Annotated in this window: 14 protein-coding genes; 6 read left to right on the forward strand and 8 right to left on the reverse strand. The window is 66.0% G+C overall.

The features are described from left to right. Nucleotides 1-165: 165 nt before the first annotated feature. The 3 genes from SH602x_RS22395 to SH602x_RS22405 form a co-directional block, all read right to left on the reverse strand. Nucleotides 166-1,365, reverse strand: a complete 1,200-nt coding sequence (locus SH602x_RS22395; RefSeq protein WP_479474395.1) for a DUF1573 domain-containing protein — start codon at nucleotides 1,363-1,365, stop codon at nucleotides 166-168. A 69-nt stretch (nucleotides 1,366-1,434) separates the two neighbouring features. Then, nucleotides 1,435-3,900 carry an O-antigen ligase family protein gene (locus SH602x_RS22400; RefSeq protein WP_479474396.1) on the reverse strand — a complete coding sequence of 822 codons (2,466 nt, stop codon included), beginning with the start codon at nucleotides 3,898-3,900 and terminating at the stop codon, nucleotides 1,435-1,437. Next, a complete protein-coding gene (locus SH602x_RS22405) occupies nucleotides 3,897-5,081 on the reverse strand; it encodes an MraY family glycosyltransferase (RefSeq protein WP_479474397.1) in 1,185 nt (394 codons plus the stop codon). Before SH602x_RS22405 ends, SH602x_RS22400 begins: the two co-directional genes overlap by 4 nt. A gap of 351 nt (nucleotides 5,082-5,432) precedes the next feature. Here SH602x_RS22405 and SH602x_RS22410 point away from each other — a divergent pair, with 351 nt between their 5' ends. Next, nucleotides 5,433-5,894, forward strand: a complete 462-nt coding sequence (locus tag SH602x_RS22410) for a carboxypeptidase-like regulatory domain-containing protein (RefSeq protein WP_479474398.1) — start codon at nucleotides 5,433-5,435, stop codon at nucleotides 5,892-5,894. Nucleotides 5,895-5,933: 39 nt separating this feature from the next. After that, entirely contained in the window at nucleotides 5,934-6,854 is a 921-nt protein-coding gene (locus SH602x_RS22415) for a DUF1559 family PulG-like putative transporter (protein ID WP_479474399.1), read from the forward strand. Nucleotides 6,855-6,905: 51 nt separating this feature from the next. Here the strand turns inward: SH602x_RS22415 and SH602x_RS22420 are convergent, their stop codons facing one another. The 4 genes from SH602x_RS22420 to SH602x_RS22435 all read right to left on the reverse strand — a co-directional run bounded on the left by SH602x_RS22420 (nucleotide 6,906) and on the right by SH602x_RS22435 (nucleotide 11,493). Next, nucleotides 6,906-7,454, reverse strand: a complete 549-nt coding sequence (locus SH602x_RS22420; RefSeq protein ID WP_479474400.1) for a DUF4416 family protein — start codon at nucleotides 7,452-7,454, stop codon at nucleotides 6,906-6,908. 224 nt (nucleotides 7,455-7,678) lie between these two features. Beyond that, complete coding sequence (locus SH602x_RS22425) at nucleotides 7,679-8,650, reverse strand: WD40 repeat domain-containing protein (RefSeq protein ID WP_479474401.1); 972 nt, start codon at nucleotides 8,648-8,650, stop codon at nucleotides 7,679-7,681. A 152-nt stretch (nucleotides 8,651-8,802) separates the two neighbouring features. Continuing rightward, nucleotides 8,803-10,323 carry a proline--tRNA ligase gene (gene proS / locus SH602x_RS22430; RefSeq protein ID WP_479474402.1) on the reverse strand — a complete coding sequence of 507 codons (1,521 nt, stop codon included), beginning with the start codon at nucleotides 10,321-10,323 and terminating at the stop codon, nucleotides 8,803-8,805. Nucleotides 10,324-10,605: 282 nt separating this feature from the next. Then, nucleotides 10,606-11,493 (reverse strand): suppressor of fused domain protein, encoded by an 888-nt coding sequence (locus SH602x_RS22435; RefSeq protein ID WP_479474403.1) that lies wholly within the window; start codon nucleotides 11,491-11,493, stop codon nucleotides 10,606-10,608. A 200-nt stretch (nucleotides 11,494-11,693) separates the two neighbouring features. Here SH602x_RS22435 and SH602x_RS22440 point away from each other — a divergent pair, with 200 nt between their 5' ends. The 3 genes from SH602x_RS22440 to SH602x_RS22450 all read left to right on the forward strand — a co-directional run bounded on the left by SH602x_RS22440 (nucleotide 11,694) and on the right by SH602x_RS22450 (nucleotide 14,126). After that, a complete protein-coding gene (locus SH602x_RS22440) occupies nucleotides 11,694-12,665 on the forward strand; it encodes a 3'-5' exoribonuclease YhaM family protein (RefSeq protein WP_479474404.1) in 972 nt (323 codons plus the stop codon). Between the two features lie 22 nt (nucleotides 12,666-12,687). Further along, nucleotides 12,688-13,473: a macro domain-containing protein gene (locus SH602x_RS22445; protein ID WP_479474405.1), complete on the forward strand. Its 786-nt coding sequence runs from the start codon at nucleotides 12,688-12,690 to the stop codon at nucleotides 13,471-13,473. Nucleotides 13,474-13,634: 161 nt separating this feature from the next. Further along, complete coding sequence (locus SH602x_RS22450; protein ID WP_479474406.1) at nucleotides 13,635-14,126, forward strand: DinB family protein; 492 nt, start codon at nucleotides 13,635-13,637, stop codon at nucleotides 14,124-14,126. 98 nt (nucleotides 14,127-14,224) lie between these two features. On the opposite strand, the gene SH602x_RS22455 is transcribed toward SH602x_RS22450, so the two are convergent. Then, nucleotides 14,225-14,785 (reverse strand): hypothetical protein, encoded by a 561-nt coding sequence (locus SH602x_RS22455; protein ID WP_479474407.1) that lies wholly within the window; start codon nucleotides 14,783-14,785, stop codon nucleotides 14,225-14,227. Between the two features lie 235 nt (nucleotides 14,786-15,020). Here SH602x_RS22455 and SH602x_RS22460 point away from each other — a divergent pair, with 235 nt between their 5' ends. Further along, nucleotides 15,021-17,588 (forward strand): ribonuclease R family protein, encoded by a 2,568-nt coding sequence (locus SH602x_RS22460; RefSeq protein WP_479474408.1) that lies wholly within the window; start codon nucleotides 15,021-15,023, stop codon nucleotides 17,586-17,588. Nucleotides 17,589-17,664: the final 76 nt, after the last annotated feature.

The raw sequence follows: 17,664 nt of genomic DNA on the forward strand, positions 1-17,664 counted from the left end.
ATCGAAAGCCGAGACCGCACACGGGGGCGAGGCGACTCGGCGAAGTCCGTCGAAGGAGATGAGGCATTCGACGTCAGTTTACCGAACGTTCTCCATCGCCGCCGCGCCGAAATTGCGAGGCCGTCCGCGACCGATCGGACGCGAAGGCGTCGGTGGATGGCTCGATCAGCGCCGGTCGGTCGTGACCGAGAAGCGGACCCACAGGGGGAGCGTCGGATAGTCGGGATGCGTCGTTTTCAGCGTCAGCCTTCCGAGGGGCTGCGTCTCCGCGCCGACGCGAACCATGTTCTCCAGGCCCGGCTTCACTCGGACGGTGAAGGGAATCATGGCGGCGCCCGAGTTGAGAATCCGCTTCTCGCCGAACTCGACCTCGAACGCGTCGCCGGGATCGCTCTCTTCGGCGGAGAACGTCACGTCGACGTCCCCGGCGTTCTCCCCCTTCACCAGGAGATTCAATTTCGCTTCCTTGCCCGAGACGGAAAGGACCTCGCCCAGTTCCAGGAGTCCCCGCTTGCCGTCGTAAGCCGGTCCGATCACCTGCAGATCGCCGACGAACGTGCCGGTCATTTCCATCTCCAGCGGCGCCTCGCGAGGCGGATCGGTCTTCACCCGCAGGGTCTGCTTGAAGATCCCCAGCGGAAAGCCCCGCTCGAAGCCGATCAGCAATTTCACGCCGGACTTCGCGCCGATCTGCGCGGCGATTTCTTCGGGAGTCGCGGGAACCGTCTCCACGGTCATGTGTTCGTTCAGCCGCTCAGCCGTCAGTTCGGGCTCGATCGCGGGCATCTGCTCCAGCAGCGACCAGACGAAGGCGGTGACCGTCCGATCCTCCGCCGGGTTCATATCGGGAAGCGACATCTCCGACGGCGAGATCCAGACGTCCGCCAGCGAGGCGCCCTTCACGGTGAGCGTGATCTCCGGCCGGTTCGGGTCGTTCGTATGGACCGGCGCCGTCTGCTTGAACTCCGGAGCGACCGCCTTGGGCGTCCACTTGAGTTCGATCTCGGCCGAATCGCCGGGCGGCAGTTCGTTCTTCGTGAGACCGCTGACCGTGCATTTGCACGAAGTCTGCCCCAGCGTGAGCGTCATGGGAGCCGTCCCCTCGTTTTTGATGACGAAGGTATGGCTCAGGCTGTCGTCGCTGCTCATCACGCCGAAGTCGTACGTGTCGCTCCCTTCGACGACCGCGACCGGCCGCCCCTCGGCGGCATAGCGAAGCTCCGGCACGTACGGGTTCGACCGGTATTCGGGCGGTCGCACCTCGAACCGCTCCTCGAATCCGGCGAACTCCATCCGGGCGGCAGCGAAACCGAGAGCCGCTCCCAGACCGAGCGACACGGCAAGAATCGCGAAGAGCAGACGCACGAGGAAGACTCCCGAGTTGGCTGAACAAGACCGCCCTCCATTATAGGCGCGGCGGGCGGCGAAGCCGGCTCATTCGGATCGGCGGGAGCGGAACCGGGCGATCCATTCGCCTGCCGGAGATTCGCGAGTGGGCGAAGAGGGGTCGGCGATCCGCTGGCGTTCGAGTCGCCGGTCCTCGTGCGGGTTCAGCGCGTCGAGCCGCTCGGCCTCCGCGATCGCTTTCCGAGCCTCCTCGGGCCGCCCGGCCGCGTCGAGCGCGACCGCCAGTTGTGCATGCATCCACGAAGCGTTCGGATAACGCTCCGCCGCCTGGGCGAAACGTTCGACGGCCCGGTCGGCCAGATCCTGACGCTCCGTGACGGACGCCGCCTCGAGCAGACGTTCGCCTGCGAAGCGATAGGGCGAATAGCTGGCCGGATCGCGGCGAATCGCCTCCTCGATCGCCGCGAGGAACGCCTGCTCCCGAGCGTCGTCGGGGTCGGCCAGAAACTTCACCCACCGCGCATCGACGAGCGTCCGCGCGGGCGGAGAGAACTCGCGAACGTTCGCCAGATAGGGGTCGAGCGTCAGCGCCAGCAAGGCTTCGCGTTCCGCCTGCGGGACGAAGCGTTCGGAGAGCGATCGAGCCGCCTCGTCGCTCGCCGTCAGCGCGGGACCGGTCGGCAGGACGGGAGGCACGGCGCCGAACTGCACGACCGCGGCCATTATCGCCGCGGTCAGCGATAGAGCCACGGCGCTCCGGCGTCCCAAGCTGATCCGCGACAGCGCCCCGCCCGTCGCGAGCGCGGTGGCCAGCGCCAGCCAGGGCAGGATCCCGGGATAGCTGATGCCGCCCGACGCGGAGAGATGCAACAGCAGCGTCGCGACCGCGATCGCTCCCACGCCGGCCGCTTCGTTCGCGCCCGCCTGCTCGCGAGCCAGCGCCCACCGCGCGAGCACGAACGCGACCAACCCGACCGCCATCATCCATACGTCGTCGAGCGGGATCAGAAAAAGGATCGTCAGCAGGTAGCCCACGATCGCGCCGCCCGCGACGCCGAAGTCGTAGATCGCGAAGGGACGCCGCTCGAACAGCGACGCGTCGGAGCTCTCCGGCGCGAGGGAGGCTTTCGGTTTTGTGGATAGCTTTTCTGGTTCGTCGCCTCGGCGGAACCACGCGATCATTCCCGCGACGAAGGCGAAGGCGAACGCCAGGAGCAGCGCCGCGGCGCCGGGAAGCCCCACGGTGGCGGCGATCTCCAGCAACCACTGATGCGGGTCCTTCACCTCCTCGCTCGCCTGCGGCAGCTTCTCATGCAGGTACCAGGCGCCGAAGTTCCCGGGCCCCGTTCCGAAGACAGGACGCTCGCCGATCATCGCGGCGGTCGACTGCCAGTACTCGACGCGGTAGGCGAACGACTTCGCGGCCTCGGTGAAAACCTCCCGATCGACGGCGCCCGTCGTCCAGGCGATGCCGCCGAGCAGCGCCGCGCCCGCCGCCGCCGCCGCGAGGGTCTTCCAGGGGAGCTTTCGTTCGCGGGCGAGAAAGAGCAGCGCCAGCTCGGCGCCTCCGATCGCGGCCGCGGCCCAGGCGGTGCGGCTCTTGGTCAGGAACAGCACGAACGAAGCGAGCAGCCAGATCAGCGCCCAGGCGACGAAGCGGCGGAAGTCGCGGCGGTCGAACGCCTGCCGCAGCGTGCCGTAGCCCGCGAAGATCCAGCCCGGCAGCAGAAATCCGGCGAGCGTGTTCGTGAGCGAAAACGTCGTCAACGGCTCGACGCTGCGCAGGCGATCCTCGAATCGCTGTCGCTCGTTCGGATCGTTCGCGGCGCTCCCGAGCGTGTCGGCAAGCAGCACGAGCTTCTCCTGCTCAGGCAGCGAGGAGTAGGCGTTCGCGATCGAGGGCATGCGCACGTAGTAGTCGTAGGCGCCCATCGCTCCCCACGCCGCGGCCGCGCTGCCGATCATCACGATCGCGTAGCGACGAAACGCGGCTTCGCGAATCAGACCGATGCCCGCCGCAAGGAACGCGGCGTAGCCGATCCATTGCACGCTCATCGTGATCGCGGCCCGTCGATCGCCCGTTTCGCCGAGCACGACGATCGCCGCGCTGATCGCGGTCCAGAGAGCGAGCGACGCGAAGCCAAGACCTGTCAGGCCGATCGGCACGCGCCGGCCCGTCCAAGCCGCGACGCCGCATCGCGCGCCGAGAATCAGGATCTGAAACGTCACCAGAGGCAGCGCCGCGCCGGCCTGCACCGCCTCGCTGGGCACGATCGTCCCGGCCAGCAACGTCCCGAAGAACGTCGCCCCCACGATGCGATCGGCGAGTTCGACGACGGGGGAAGCCGGCGCTTCGCCGTCGTTATCTCCGCCCCGTTCGGATTCCGCCGGATGTTGGAAGGGAGAACCGGCGTTCGGTTCGTCGGCGTTCGGCGGCGCAACGCCCGGGGGAAAGGGAGAGCCCATCCGCTCGGGCGCCTTCGACGTTCCGCCGACCTTGTCCCGCTTTCGCGACCGAGGCGCGGAGGTCGAACTTCGCAGGACCGCCGTCACTTTTGCACCGTCGAAGGCGAGGGCTCGGCGCGGCGCCGATGCCGCTCCTTCCGCCTGGCGGCGGCTTCCAGCAACGCGACGAGGATCAGCACGCTCCCCACGATCAGCAGAATCACGACCGCGCCGAACGAATCGACGCGTTGCAGCAGCAGCGCGGAAAGGCCGCAGATGGCCGTCAGCAGGTAGATCGCGAGCACGGCGATCGTCTTGTTCATGCCCAGTTCGACCAGCCGGTGCGAGAGATGGTTCTTGTCCGCCTGGAAGGGACTCGTGCCCGAGCGGAGGCGGATCCAGATCACGCTGGTCATGTCGTACAGCGGCACGGCCATCACCACCAGCGGCGCCAGGATCGCGTGCGGCTTCGGCGACACGTAGCTGGTGTAGGTCGCCAGCAGCGTCGCCACCGCCACGCAGAAGCCGACGAAGTAGCTCCCCGCGTCGCCCATGAAGATCTTCGCCGGCGGACGGTTGTGCCACAGAAACCCGGCGAGCGATCCGACCAGCACGAGCAGGAAACCGGCCACGAACAACTGCGGGCCGTCGTTCGCCGGTTCGTACGACGACAGCGCGACCGCGGCAAGCGAAGCGGACGCGATCAGCGCCACGCCGCTCGACAGGCCGTCCATGTTATCGAGCATGTTGAACGAGTTGATCAGGCCCACGATCCAGACGACCGACAGCGCGAGCGCGACGTACGGAATCGTGACGAAGGCGGTGAGCTGCCACCCCTGCCAGAAGACGCAGAGGGCGGCGACCGCGAACTGCGACGCCAGCCGCGCCTGCCAGGGCAGGCCGAAGCGATCATCCGCCAGACCCAGTCCCATAAAGAACGTCCCCGCGCCGAGGATGGCCCAGAGACTGTTCGTCCTGGCCCGAATGCCGGGCAGGTGCTCCGCGATGGAACTCGGAATGGCGAAGCCGAGGAGGTCCGTCTGACCCTGCTCGAGCCGCGACAGAATCAGTTGACCGATCGCGAACGTGATGATCACGCCGAGCCAGATTCCGATTCCGCCTCCCAGCGGCACGGCGCGAACGTGGACCTTCCGCGGGTCGGGATGGTCCATTAGCCCCAGCTTCGGGGCCGCCGCGCGGATCGCGTAGATCGCCAGGCACGACACGACCGCGCTGGGGAGCAGCGTCCCGCCTACCAGCCAGGTCAGCAAAGCGCTTCGAAGATCCATGCGGCGGGCATCGAGCGAAAACCGGCGACTTCTCCGGTCCGCGAAAGGTCGGACGCCGCCTGCACGATTCGCCGGCAGCGGGAGGGTAAATCGCACGCCCATCGTACTCCGCAGGCGCGGCGCCCGGGAGCGGGAGAGACGCCGCGCGAAAGGCCGCCCGAAGCTTTTCCCAGCGTTCGCTGAATGCGGAAGATCACCGCCTAATGCACCGAAAACGGACGTTTATGTGAAGTTCCGCGCAATTCAAGTTCGCGGCATGTGAAAGCCGTCGACTTCTAACGAACGCCGGAGATACTTCGGCGATCCCGCTTCGGACATCCCGCCTGACCTTCGCCCTTCCGCATTCAAGACATGGTTTACCGGTTCTGTAGACGTTCGCATCGGTTCTCGACGGGTCCGCTGCTCGCGACGGCGATCGCCTCGGTTCTCCTGCTGACGGGTTGCGGCGGCGAGTTCGTGCCGACGACCGGCATCGTCAACGTCGACGGCGCTCCGGCGAGCGGCGCCACGGTCATCTTTCATCCCGTCTCGGGTTCCGATCGGGCCACCGGACGTACGGACGAGTCGGGTCGCTACACGCTCATGACCGCGACGCCCGGCGACGGCGCTCGCCCGGGCGATTACGTCGTCACGGTCGTCTGGCTGGACGAGTCGAAGCCGGCCGTCGGCGAGGCGCCTGGCGATCTCGAAAACAAGACCGTCTCCGAGGACCGGTTGAAAGGTCGCTACGCCGCCAAGAGCGATGCGTCTCCCAAGGCGACCGTTCCTCCGGGAGGGGGCGAGCTTCCCCCGCTCGATCTGAAGACCAAGTAGTCCGCTTTCATAATCTGTCGTCGCTAAGGATCCCGATCCATGCACCCGTCCCCTGCCCTGCGTCGGAGAGCGTTCACGCTCGTCGAGCTGCTCGTCGTGATCGCCATCATCGGCGTGCTGGTCGCGCTGCTGCTGCCTGCCGTACAGGCGGCGCGCGAAGCGGCGAACCGCATGTCCTGCTCCAACAATCTGAAGCAGGTCGGCATCGCGGTTCACAATTATCACGATACGCACAAGCGCTTCCCGCCCCTCGGGATCCGGCTGCCTCCCAGCAATTCCATTCAGGGCCACTCCATCCATACGTTCCTGCTTCCCTACCTGGAACAGACTGGCGTATATGACCGGATCAACATGAACGTGGGCGCTTATAACCCGCTCAACATCGATCCGGCGACGAGCGTCTACGCCACGCAGATCCCGGCCTATATGTGCCCTTCGGCCGACCAGAACCTGGCCGACTACGTCGCCGCGGGCTACGTGACGGGCACGTCGACCCTATTCGCCACGACCGATTACGGCCCTCTCTCCGGCGTCAGCACGCCTTTCACGTCGTTCATTCCGGGTGCGAAGACCGGCGCGCTGGGCATGTTCCATTACAACGGCATCAACGGCTTCGCCCAGATCAAGGACGGAACCTCGAACACGGTCGGCATGATCGAAGACGCCGGCCGTATCGAGCGCTGGGAAATGGGCAAGAAGGTCGACGGCGTCTACAGCAGCGGCGGAGCCTGGGCCGACTACAACACCGAGTTCCATATCCATGGCTCGTCCCTCGACGGCAGCGGCGGACGCTGCGCGATCAACTGCAGCAATGACAACGAGATCTACGGCTTCCACTCGGGCGGCGTGATGGCGATGTACGGCGACGGGTCGGTGCACTACATCTCCGAAACGACCTCCGCCGAGATCCTCTACGCGATGGTCACCATCCGCGGCGGCGAGAACGTCGTATTGCCGTAACGACCGCCCCTCTTCGAATCGCTCGAACCGTCTCGGACGCCCGGCTCTTCCTCAGCGAAAGCCGGGCGTTTTCATGCGCTCGCGCAGCCGCTCGCGGACCTGCGTCAGGAAGGCCTGCACGTCGGCCCGCTGATAGTCGGCGTAGGTCCAGGGATGGCTGACCCATTCGCCCCGGCGCCAGGTGAGCGTCACCTCGCCGAAGATCCCCTGCCCCAGATAGAGGCGGTGGTCGCGATCCTTCGTCGTCGCCAGGACCAGCTTCGCCTCCGTCACGTAACCGGGATCGAGATTCAGCGGACGAACCTCGTTATGAGGTCGCAGCCCCGCAACCTCCTGCTCCCAGCCGTTCGTCGCCAGCTTCCGTTCCGGCAGCGCCTCCGTCGCGAAGGGCCCTTCCACGACGAAGAAGACTTTCTTCAGCCCCTCGCCCATCTCCTTGGCGTAGTACTCCGTCTCCGTGAAGTCGAAGACGTCGCTCGCGAGCAGTACCTCCCCCCACTCCCGTTCGATCCGCTCCTGCGTCCAGACGAGCGCCGCCTCATGCCGGCTGAACGCCGCCACGAGAAGCAGGCCTGGTTTGGGAAGTTGAAGATCGCCCATCGTCTCTTCGTAGGGTGGGTCTTGACCCACCTGTCGTTCTCACGGTCCTTCGATACCGATCCGCTAACCACATTCCGCAATGGTAGTCGCTGACTCCGAAGCGCAGTCGATAGCAGGATCGCGGGCAGCCGTCTCTCGGTTAGGGCGCGAGCTCGACTCCGCATCGAACCTGGTGAACGCGACAGGTGGGTCAAGACCCACCCTACGGCTGGTAGAAAGGCCTGCTACTTCGTCCTCCAGAGCCGAACCGTCCCATCTTCGCCGACGGAGACGATTCTATGCTGGCCCGGGACGAACTCGATCGAAGTGACCGCGCCTTCGTGGCCTTCGAGCGAATCGAGGATCGTGCGAGTAGGCAGGTCCCACACCAGAAGTTTGCCTTTCTCCCCTCCCGCAGCCAGGCGCGTCGAGTCCTCGCTGAAACGGACGGTCACGACGAGGCCGTCGACGCCGACGTACGAACGGTCGGCCTGACCGATCTTCACGTTCCAGACTTTCGCGGTTCCGTCCCAGGCGCACGAGGCTAGCTGTCGACCGTCAGGACTGAACGCGACGTCCATGATTCCGCCGTGATGGCCTTCCATGCTCATCGTCAGCTCGCCCGACTCGGCGTGCCAGACGTGAACCAACTGATCCCAGCCGCCGGCGGCGACGAGCTTCCCGTCGGGGCTGAACGCGACGCAGTTGAGACCCGACGCCGGTCCCGTCAGCGTCCGAATCAGCGCCCCGTCGGCAGCGTTCCACAGACGCACGGTCTTATCCCAACTGGCTGTCGCGATCGTTCCGGCGGAGTCGATGGCGACCCCTTCGATTCGGTCGCCGTGACCTCTCAATCGGACCAGTTCCCGACCGTTGACGAAGTCCCAGACGATCGCGGTCTTGTCCGAACTGCCGCTGACGAGACGCGAAACGCGTGCATCGAACGCGAGAGCGGTGACCGTGTCGTCGTGTCCCTCGAGCGGGCCGAACTCTTTCCCGGACGGCAGATCCCACAACCGCACCCACCGGTCGACGCCGCCCGACGCTACGGTCGCGCCGTCGGAGGCGACCGCCAGCGCGATCGCCTTATCGTGATGCCGCCCCACGACGACCATGCGCGGCAGGAGAAGCGGACCCGCGAAGAGCGCCGCGGCAGCCAGGAGCGTCGCCAGCAGTACCGCGGCCCCGGTTCCCAAGAACATTCGAGCGCGCGTCATGACCTCACCTCGTCGATGCAATGCGGAGCAGCGCCGGTTCAAGAAAACGCCGACGCGGCCACGATCAGGACTGGGAGAGGGGCCTGTGTTTATAGTTCGCTGAGCTGCGCCCGGTCAATCGAACCGCTAGCGCCGTCGCTTTCGCAGACGCCTTAGTACGCCTTCGCGAAGATCGCCCGCTTCGTCGCCGGCCTTCCGCTGAACAGGCAGGGGCCGGGGTCGTCGGCGCCTTCGAGCGGGATGCAGCGGGGGGTGACCTTCAGGTCCTTCAGTACGGCGTCCATCTCCTCGCACTCCACGAAGCGGCAGGAGGCGAAGCCGGCGTGAATCTCCGGGTTCTCGGCGTCCTTCGGCGTGAAGTAAGCCTTGAACTCGTCGAGCGAATCGATGGGGCGCGTATGCTCCTCGCGGAAGGCGAGCGCCTTCTGGAACAGATCCCGCTGCACCGCGGCGAGCTGATGGGAGATATCGGCGACGAACTCCGCTCGCGGCACGGCGCTCGGCTTGCCGCCGTCGCGACGCGCGACGAAGAGCTGGTCCCCTTCCACTTCCCGGGCGCCCACTTCGATCCGAAACGGGACGCCGCGCTTCACGTGCTGCCACTTCTTGTCGCCGCCGCCGATGTCCCGGTCGTCGATCGCGACGCGAACGGGCTCCCCGTCATAGACCTGGGCCTCCAGTTCGGCCTTCACCTTCTGACAATATTCCAGCGTCGCGGTCCGCTGCGATTCGTCGCGCAGTACGGGCAGGATCACCACGTGCTTCGGCGCCAGCTTCGGCGGCAGGACCAGCCCGTCGTCGTCGCTATGGCTCATGATCAGCGCCCCGACCAGTCGCGTGGAGACGCCCCACGACGTGGTCCAGGCGAACTTCTCCGCGTTGTCCTTATCGAGGAACTTGATCTCCTGGGCCTTGGCGAAGTTCTGCCCCAGGAAGTGACTGGTGCCCGCCTGCAGGGCCTTGCGGTCCTGCATCATGGCCTCGATGGAATACGTCGACACGGCGCCGGGGAAGCGTTCGCCCGAGGTTTTTTCGCCCTTGATGACCGGCATGGCCATGTAGTTTTCGGCGAAGTCGGCGTAGACGTCGAGCATCAGCCGGGTCTCCTCCATCGCCTCGGTATCGGTGGCGTGCGCGGTGTGCCCCTCCTGCCAGAGGAACTCCGTCGTGCGCAGGAAGAGCCGCGTCCGCAGCTCCCACCGGACGACGTTGGCCCACTGATTGATCTTGATGGGGAGATCGCGGTACGACTGCACCCACTTGGCGTAGCTGGCGCCGATGATGGTTTCGCTGGTGGGCCGCACGATCAGCGGCTCTTCCAGTTCGCCGGCGGGCTGCAGGCCGGGCTTGCCGTCGGAGCGCGGTTCCAGCCGGTGGTGCGTGACGACGGCGCACTCCTTGGCGAAGCCCTCGATGTGCTGGGCTTCCTTTTCCAGGAAGCTCATCGGGATGAAGAGGGGGAAGTAGGCGTTCTCGTGCCCGGTCTCGGCGAACTTCCGGTCGAGGATCTTCTGCATCCGCTCCCAGATGGCGTAGCCCCAGGGCTTGATCACCATGCAGCCGCGGACCGGCGACGCCTCGGCCAGATCCGATCCGCGGATGACCTGCTGGTACCACTCGGGATAGTCTTCCTGACGGGTCGGCGAAATCGCCGTCTTGGCTTGCTTGGCCATGCGGATGCGAGAGCGGAACGAGAGTCGGGAAGGCGTACTAAGACGCGAAAGGGGGCATTCTACGGCCTATCGACAGGAGCCGCGAAGGGGCGGGATGGTTCGGCCCGCGACGCCAGCCCCATTGAGAGGCATCCGCATCTTGCATCGTCCGTGTGCCACGGATGGCTTGCCCATCCGCACCGGGAGCGGGAGGACGCGTCGCTATCGATTCGATACGTCACGAAGCCTCGGGCGGCCCAGGTCGCTCATCATCGGGACCGCGCGAATGAAATGAGCGGGGCATCATCCGAACCAGCCGCGCTTCGTTACGTAGCACTTCCGCTTGGGATTGAGGATCGGCGGATGCGACTTCTTGTCTAGTACGTCGAGGAAGGCGTCGAAGCTCTGGTCGATGTTGAACTGCCGCTCGGCGTTCGTGATCGGCATGACCCACAGTATCTCGACCGCGTCGCTTTCGATTCGTAGCGACTGGCTCAGCTGACCGTCCGTCCCGACGATCGGCGGCATGAAAAGATAGCAGTCGAGCGCCGATCCCTCGAAAGCCGGCTGCGGCGGACTTCCGTTCGTCATCGTGCTGCTGATCGAGTACCACGTGTTTTGACGAAACGGAAGTTGGGCCAGGAACCGCAGGAGTCGCACGTGCTCCTCCTTCGCCTGATCGACGTATAGAAGCAACTCGGCGCGCGGCGGAGCGGGGCCAGGCGGCTTGTTCATCCGGCGGTCGCTCATCCCGCCCGTGACGAGCGTCGTGAAGTCGCGATCGCCGTGCGGGGGATGGATGTAAACGTCGATGTGAGGCACGACCGGCAGCAGTTCGTGACTGACCGTCGAATAGGGGCCGAACTGTCGGACATAAGCCGCTTCCCGCACGGCGACGTAGTCCGCGGTCGACTGTTCGGGAAAACCGAAGACCGGGCCGGCAGCGCCGTCCGCCAGAGGGTCGGTCGCCGGCGAAGCGAATGTGCCGTCTTCCTCGTCCTCTGCTTCGAGCGGAGACGCTTCCGGAAACTCGAGACCTTTCACCTTCGAAGCGACGGACCATTTCTGGCCATCGAGGCTGATCGGCGTATCGGGCCCGACGGCGCCGATCGCAGCCATCATTTCAAGCTGTCGGGAGTCTATCGGTCCCTTCGTTTCGCCGTCCAGCTTCACGAACCAAGTCTTCGACATGGGAGAGTTCCCGGAAGAGAAGGATGCGACGACGAAAATAGCCCGACGCGCCGTCCGACGCGAGCGAATTCGCCCCGCCGCGTCGCCGCGGCTTAACGACTCCCCTCCCCTGCCCTAGAATCGCGGCCTTGCTTACGCCGGGCGGCTCGTCGCGAATGCGAGGGAGCGTCACGGCCCGTTCCGCTCGTAGACCGTCGCCCATGTCCCGCCGTCCGATCGCCCAACTGACCGAACAGGATGCCGTTAACCAGGTCTTCCTCGTCGCCGAGAAACAGCTTCGCACCAATCGCCAGGGCAACCCCTACGTCATGCTGAGGCTGGCCGACGCGAGCGGCTACCTGACGGCCATGCTCTGGAACGCGACGGAGAAGATCGCCGCCCTCGTCGAGTCCGGGGGCTACGCCCGGGTGCAGGGAACTCTGCAGCGCTACAACGGCACGCTGCAGATGATCGCCGTGCGGATCGACCCGGTCGACGCCAGCGAGGTCGACGAGAAGGACTTTCTTGCCGCGCCGTCGGCCAACTCGGCCCAGTACCTGGAAGAGCTGCGGGACATGCTCGGCGCGATCGCCGAGGAGCCGCTCCGCACGCTGGGGCAGGTCTTCCTCGCCGACGAGGCCTTCCTGACCGACTTCGCTCTCGCGCCCGCCGGCATCAAGAACCATCACGCCTACCCGGGCGGCCTGCTGGAGCACGTCGTCCAGGTGATGAAGCTGGCCGCGGCCATCGCCCCTCTCTATCCGCAGCTCGATCGCGATCTGCTCGCGATGGGCGCCTTCCTGCATGACGTCGGCAAGCTCCGCGAACTCTCCTACCAGCGCGAACTGGGCTACACCGACGAAGGCCAACTCATCGGCCATCAGGTGATCGGCACCTGGATGCTCGACCGGAAGATCGCGGAGGTCGAGGCGCTGACCGGCGAGCCCTTCCCCGCCGAGACCCGCGTCCACCTGCTGCACCTGATCCTGAGCCATCATGGCGAGATCGCCCTCGGCGCCGTCAAACTTCCCATGACGCTGGAGGCGCTGGTCCTGCACGCGGTCGACAACCTCGATTCCAAGGTGCACGCCGTCACGCAGATGCTGGAACAGGATCCGACATCCGACAGCCGCTGGACGAACTTCTATCCGAACTGGGATCGGAAGTTTTATAAGAAGGCGAAGAAGGGCTGAGCCGAAGCGAAGGAGGAGGCCGGTGGCGTCGATCTATCGCGTACTATCCCCGTACGATCTCTTCCCCGCGCCGGGGTTCGGCGAACTCTTCAATCAACGGGCGTGGCTCGATCGCTTGCAGGATTCGCTCAACCGCATGAGCGTCGAAGGCTGGGAACTCGTCTCGCATACCGACCACATCTATATCTTTCGGCATGACGGAGCGACGCCGATCGCTCCGCTTCCTCCTGCCGGGATGCGGCGGTCCGCGTCGCGTTCTTCGGCCACCGAAGAAGAACCCCTCGACCCGGATGCGGACCTGCGCGACGGCCCGGCCGAAGCCGTCGTTCCGACAGAACCCCCTCCGAGAGCGTCTCGCATTCCGGTTCTCCACGGCGACCTGATCAAGCTGGCGCTCGCCGGTCGGTTCGACGTGATCGTGCATGGCTGCAACTGCCGGCACACGATGGGGGGCGGCATCGCCTGGCAAATCAGGAACGCCTTCCACGAGGCGGAAGACGCCGATCTGGCGACCGAGTACGCCGCGCGCGAGAAGCTCGGCACGCTTTCCACGGCGACGGTCGTGCGTGACGGCAGAGAGTTCTTCGTCGTGAACGCCTACACGCAGTTCGAGCCGGGGGCGAACGCCGACTACGACGCGATCCGCTCCTGCTTCCGCGAAATCAAGCGACGCTTCGCCGGGATGCGAATCGGCTACCCCCGCATCGGCGCCGGCATCGGCGGAGGCGACTGGTCCATCATCTCCGCCATCATCGACGAAGAGTTGGCCGGCGAAGATCACACGCTCGTGGAGTATGAGCCCGGCTGATTCCTGTAGGGCTGGCGCCCTCGCCTGCCGGAATCCTCGTTCCCGCTTCGATGGCAGGCGAAGGCGTCAGGCCTACGGGAAACGCGAACCAGGGACGGACGCGGCGTGTCTCAGCGATCGAGCGTGGGTCGCGAACTTCAGCGTTCCCTGAGAGCCGCCCGATGACGAATCGCGAATCGATCGATACCGCCCTGCTCGACTACGCCCGCGTCGTCCCGCGGCTGCGGCAGTCGATCGCCGGACTTTCGCCGAAACAGTTGCAGGAGCGGCCGGGGCCGGGCGACTGGTCGATTCACGAGGTCGTGATTCATACCGTCGACAGCGACCTGGTCGCGTGGGACCGGATGAAGCGGATCGCCGCGATGGAGCGCCCCACGCTGATCCCGTACGACGAGACGGCGTTCGCGAAGACCCTCCACTATCACGAGCAGAGTCTCGACGACGCGCTCGCCCTGTTCGAGATCGGCAGGCGGCAGATGTCGCGGATCCTCGAACGCCTGCCGACGGAGGCTTTCGATCGCAAGGGCCTGCATACCGACGACGGCGAACTGTCGCTGCTCGAATTCGTCCGCCGCTACGTCGACCACGTCGAGCATCACATTCGCTTCATCGACGCGAAGCGGGAACGAATGGGCGTGCCGCGCGCGTCGTAAGTTCCTGTAGGGCAGGCGCCCCGCCTGCCATCGACGTTCGTTGCCGCTGCATTGGCAGGCGAGGCGCCTGCCCTACAAGAAAGACGCGCGAATCGCGGCTACCAGAACTTCCACCACGGACGATTCTGCTCCTCGAATTCGAGCAGCCAGAAGGGCTTCTCGGCGAAGGCGGGCGGGTGGTCGAGCGGGTCGCAGAGCGCGTCGGGGCCCTGCAGCATCGGCGGGCTGGCGTCGAGGTCTTCGATGCGGCTGCCGCGGGAGAGCGCGGCGTCGATCGTCTGGCGCTCCACGCTGACCAGGGCGAGACGCTCGGCCACGTCCGGCTGCGTCGCGAAGAGTTCCGGCGCGAGGGTCTGGCATTCGCGATAGACCGGCTCGTCGCTGAGCAGGCGATAGGTGCGCAGGCGACTTCGCGAGTCGAGCCGGACGTAATGGTCGCTCAGCTTCGCGCCCCGTTCGATCAGCCCGATCCGGGCCAGCGCGAGGGGGAGAAAGTCGGCGATCTCCCACGCGAGGCGATCGAAGTCCTCGGTCGACTTGCGGTGGACCTTCGACGCGCTGGCGAGCAGCACGCGCTCCTGATCCTCGACCAGCAGATCGAATTTCGCGAACGTGCCGAAGCCTTCCACCGCCCCCAGAATGGCTTCCCGCAGTTCCATCTCGCTGGCCCCTCTGTCCGGACGCGTCCCCGCTGCGGCGATTGTATCGGACGGTCGCGAGGCGCCTCCCGCCCGGTTTAACGCTCGCCGAGCGATCGGCGACGGCCTATCATTTGCACAGAGGCGAAACGGCGGACGCTCTGTTCGATCGCGAGTTTCGCCCCGTCGACCGCATGGCGGCGACGGCATCTAACCTGTTTGGAAGAGGAACGTTGCGCTCGCTGGAGCGCGAATCATGGCGGATCTGGAACAACTGAAGAAGTCCATCGCGGATCACGTCGGCAAGCCCGGTTACCAGCCGGTGAAACCGAAGGTGATCGCCAAGAAACTGGAAGTCCCTCCCGAGGAAATCGATCTTTTTCGCAAGGCGCTGAAGCAGCTCGTCAAAGCGGGCGAGGTCCATTTCGGGGCCGATCATCGCATTCAGGCCTCGCCGATCGCGAAGCCAGGCGGAACCGGAGAGCCCCGCGCGGTCTCGTGGCAGGACGGCGTCTCGAAGAAGAAGAAGGCCCGCCCGAAGAAGCCGGTCGACGCTCTGCTCGACCACGCGGAGGACGAGGCGGCGCCGGAGCACGCGGCCTACGAGCCGCCGCACGACGCGCTCGTCGAACCCGATTCGGATTCGGACTCACGCGCGCCGCGCAAGAACAAGGACGAGAAAGCCCGCGACAAGGGCTACCTGGTCGGCACGTTCCGCAGGGGTCGCGCCGGCGCGGGCTACGTCCGCGTCGACGAACGGATCCGGCTCGGCAAGGCGGGCGAGGTCTACATCCCCGCACGCTACGTCGGCGACGCCGTGACGGGCGACCGGGTCTCGCTCCGACTGCTTAAGGCACGTCGGGACTCGCGCGACGACGTCGCGGGAAGACCGGGCAAGAATCGCGGCGGTCGCCAGGATCGAAAGCCCACCCGGCAGCAACTGGCCGACGCCGACAAGGACGCGGGTCAGATCGTCCGCGTGCTGGAACGCTCGCGGCAGGGCTTCGTGGGCACCTACACCGACCACGGCACGCACGGTTCGGTGCTGATCACCGGGGCGGAGTTCCCGCATCCGATCGTCATTCGCGACACGACGGCGCACAACGCGGTCGACATGGATCAGGTCGCCGTCGAAATCACCCGCATGCCGACGCAGTGGGAGTTCGGCGAGGGGGTCGTCACCGAGGTCCTCGGCGCGCGCGGTCAGCCGGGCGTCGACACGCTCTTCGTGATGCGACAGTACGAACTGCCCGACGCGTTCCCGGAAGAGGTTCTGGAACACGCTCGTGAGGAAGCCCAGCGTTACGCCGACCTGAAGCTCGACGAGCGGATCCCGAAGGGTCGCGCCGACCTGACGGGGCTGATGCTCTTCACGGTCGATCCCAAGGACGCGAAGGACTTCGACGACGCAGTCTCGCTCGAACCGCTGGAGAACGGCCATCGCCGGCTGGGCGTCCATATCGCCGACGTGGCGCACTTCGTGCCGATCGATTCGGTTCTGGATCGCGAAGCCCGCGAACGGGCGACGAGCATCTACCTGCCCGACCGCGTCCTGCCGATGCTGCCGGAGATCATCTCCAACCACCTGGCCAGCCTTCAGCCGGGTCAGCGTCGCCTGGCGCGAACGTGCTTCATCGAGTACGGCCCGGGGGGCGAGTTCGTCGGCTCGGAGGTCGTCGCCTCGGTCATTCACAGCAAGCGGCGCTTCACCTACGAAGAGGTCGACGAGCTGCTGGACGACCCGAAGACGACGAAGGTCGAACTGACCCCCGAGATGCGGGCGAAGGTCCTGGAGATGCGGGACTTCGCGATGCTGCTGCGGGGTCGTCGCCGTAGGGCAGGCGCGATCGAGCTCTCGTCGACCGAGGTGAAGCTCGACCTGGACAAGGAGACCGGCAAAGTCATCGGCGCCACGCGCGCGGTGAACACGGTCAGCCACCAGATCATCGAAGAGTTCATGCTGGCCGCGAACCAGGCGGTCGCGTTCCGCCTGGAGGAATTGGGCCTCCCCTTCCTGCATCGCGTGCACGATGCGCCGCCGCTGGACAGGATCGAGAGCCTGCATGAGTTTCTCGTGGAACTCGGCATCGAGGCCAAGGATCTCGAGAACCGCTACAACCTGCAGGAACTTCTCCAGTCCGTGAAGGGCGAGCCGTTCGAGCAGGCGGTCCACATGGCCGTGCTGCGAAGCATGTCGAAGGCGGTCTACAGCCCCGACGAAGCCGGGCACTTCGCCCTGGCCTTCGAGGAGTACGGCCACTTCACGAGCCCGATCCGGCGCTATCCCGACCTGACGATCCATCGCACGTTCGACGCGATCGCCAGCCATCGCAAGCCGCCCTACGACTTCCGCCAGCTCGTCACGCTGGGCGTCCATTGCAGCGAGCGCGAACGCCGGGCCGAGACGGCGGAGCGGGACCTGATTCAGCTCAAGCTGCTGCACTACTTCGAAGAGCACCCGGAACGGATCTGGCACGCGACCGTGACCGGCGTCGAAGAGTTCGGCGTCTTCGCGCAGTGCAAGGAGTTCCCGCTCGAAGGGCTCCTTCCCCGCGAGGCCCTGTTCGAAGGACCGGGCGACTACGACCGCGGCAGTCACACGCTGATCTCTCGCCGAACGGGAGAGCGTTTCCGGCTGGGCGACGACCTGTACGTTCGCGTGCAGGCGATCGAGTGGGAACGCAAGCAGGTCCGCTGGTCGCTGGAGCGCCACGAACCGCATCCCGACAAGCCTGTTCGCAAGGTCGGTTCGGCGGAGAAGGCTGGCGCTCCGCGCAAGGGCGACGCGAAGGCGAAGGATTCGGGGCGAAAGCGGCGGCGCTGAAAGAGAGAGAGCGTTCCCGGAAGCCCGGGAACGCTGGTCGGAGCCGCATCGGATAAGCGGTGGCTGCGCCGATCAG

It is taken from the genome of Lignipirellula cremea (genome assembly GCF_056501455.1).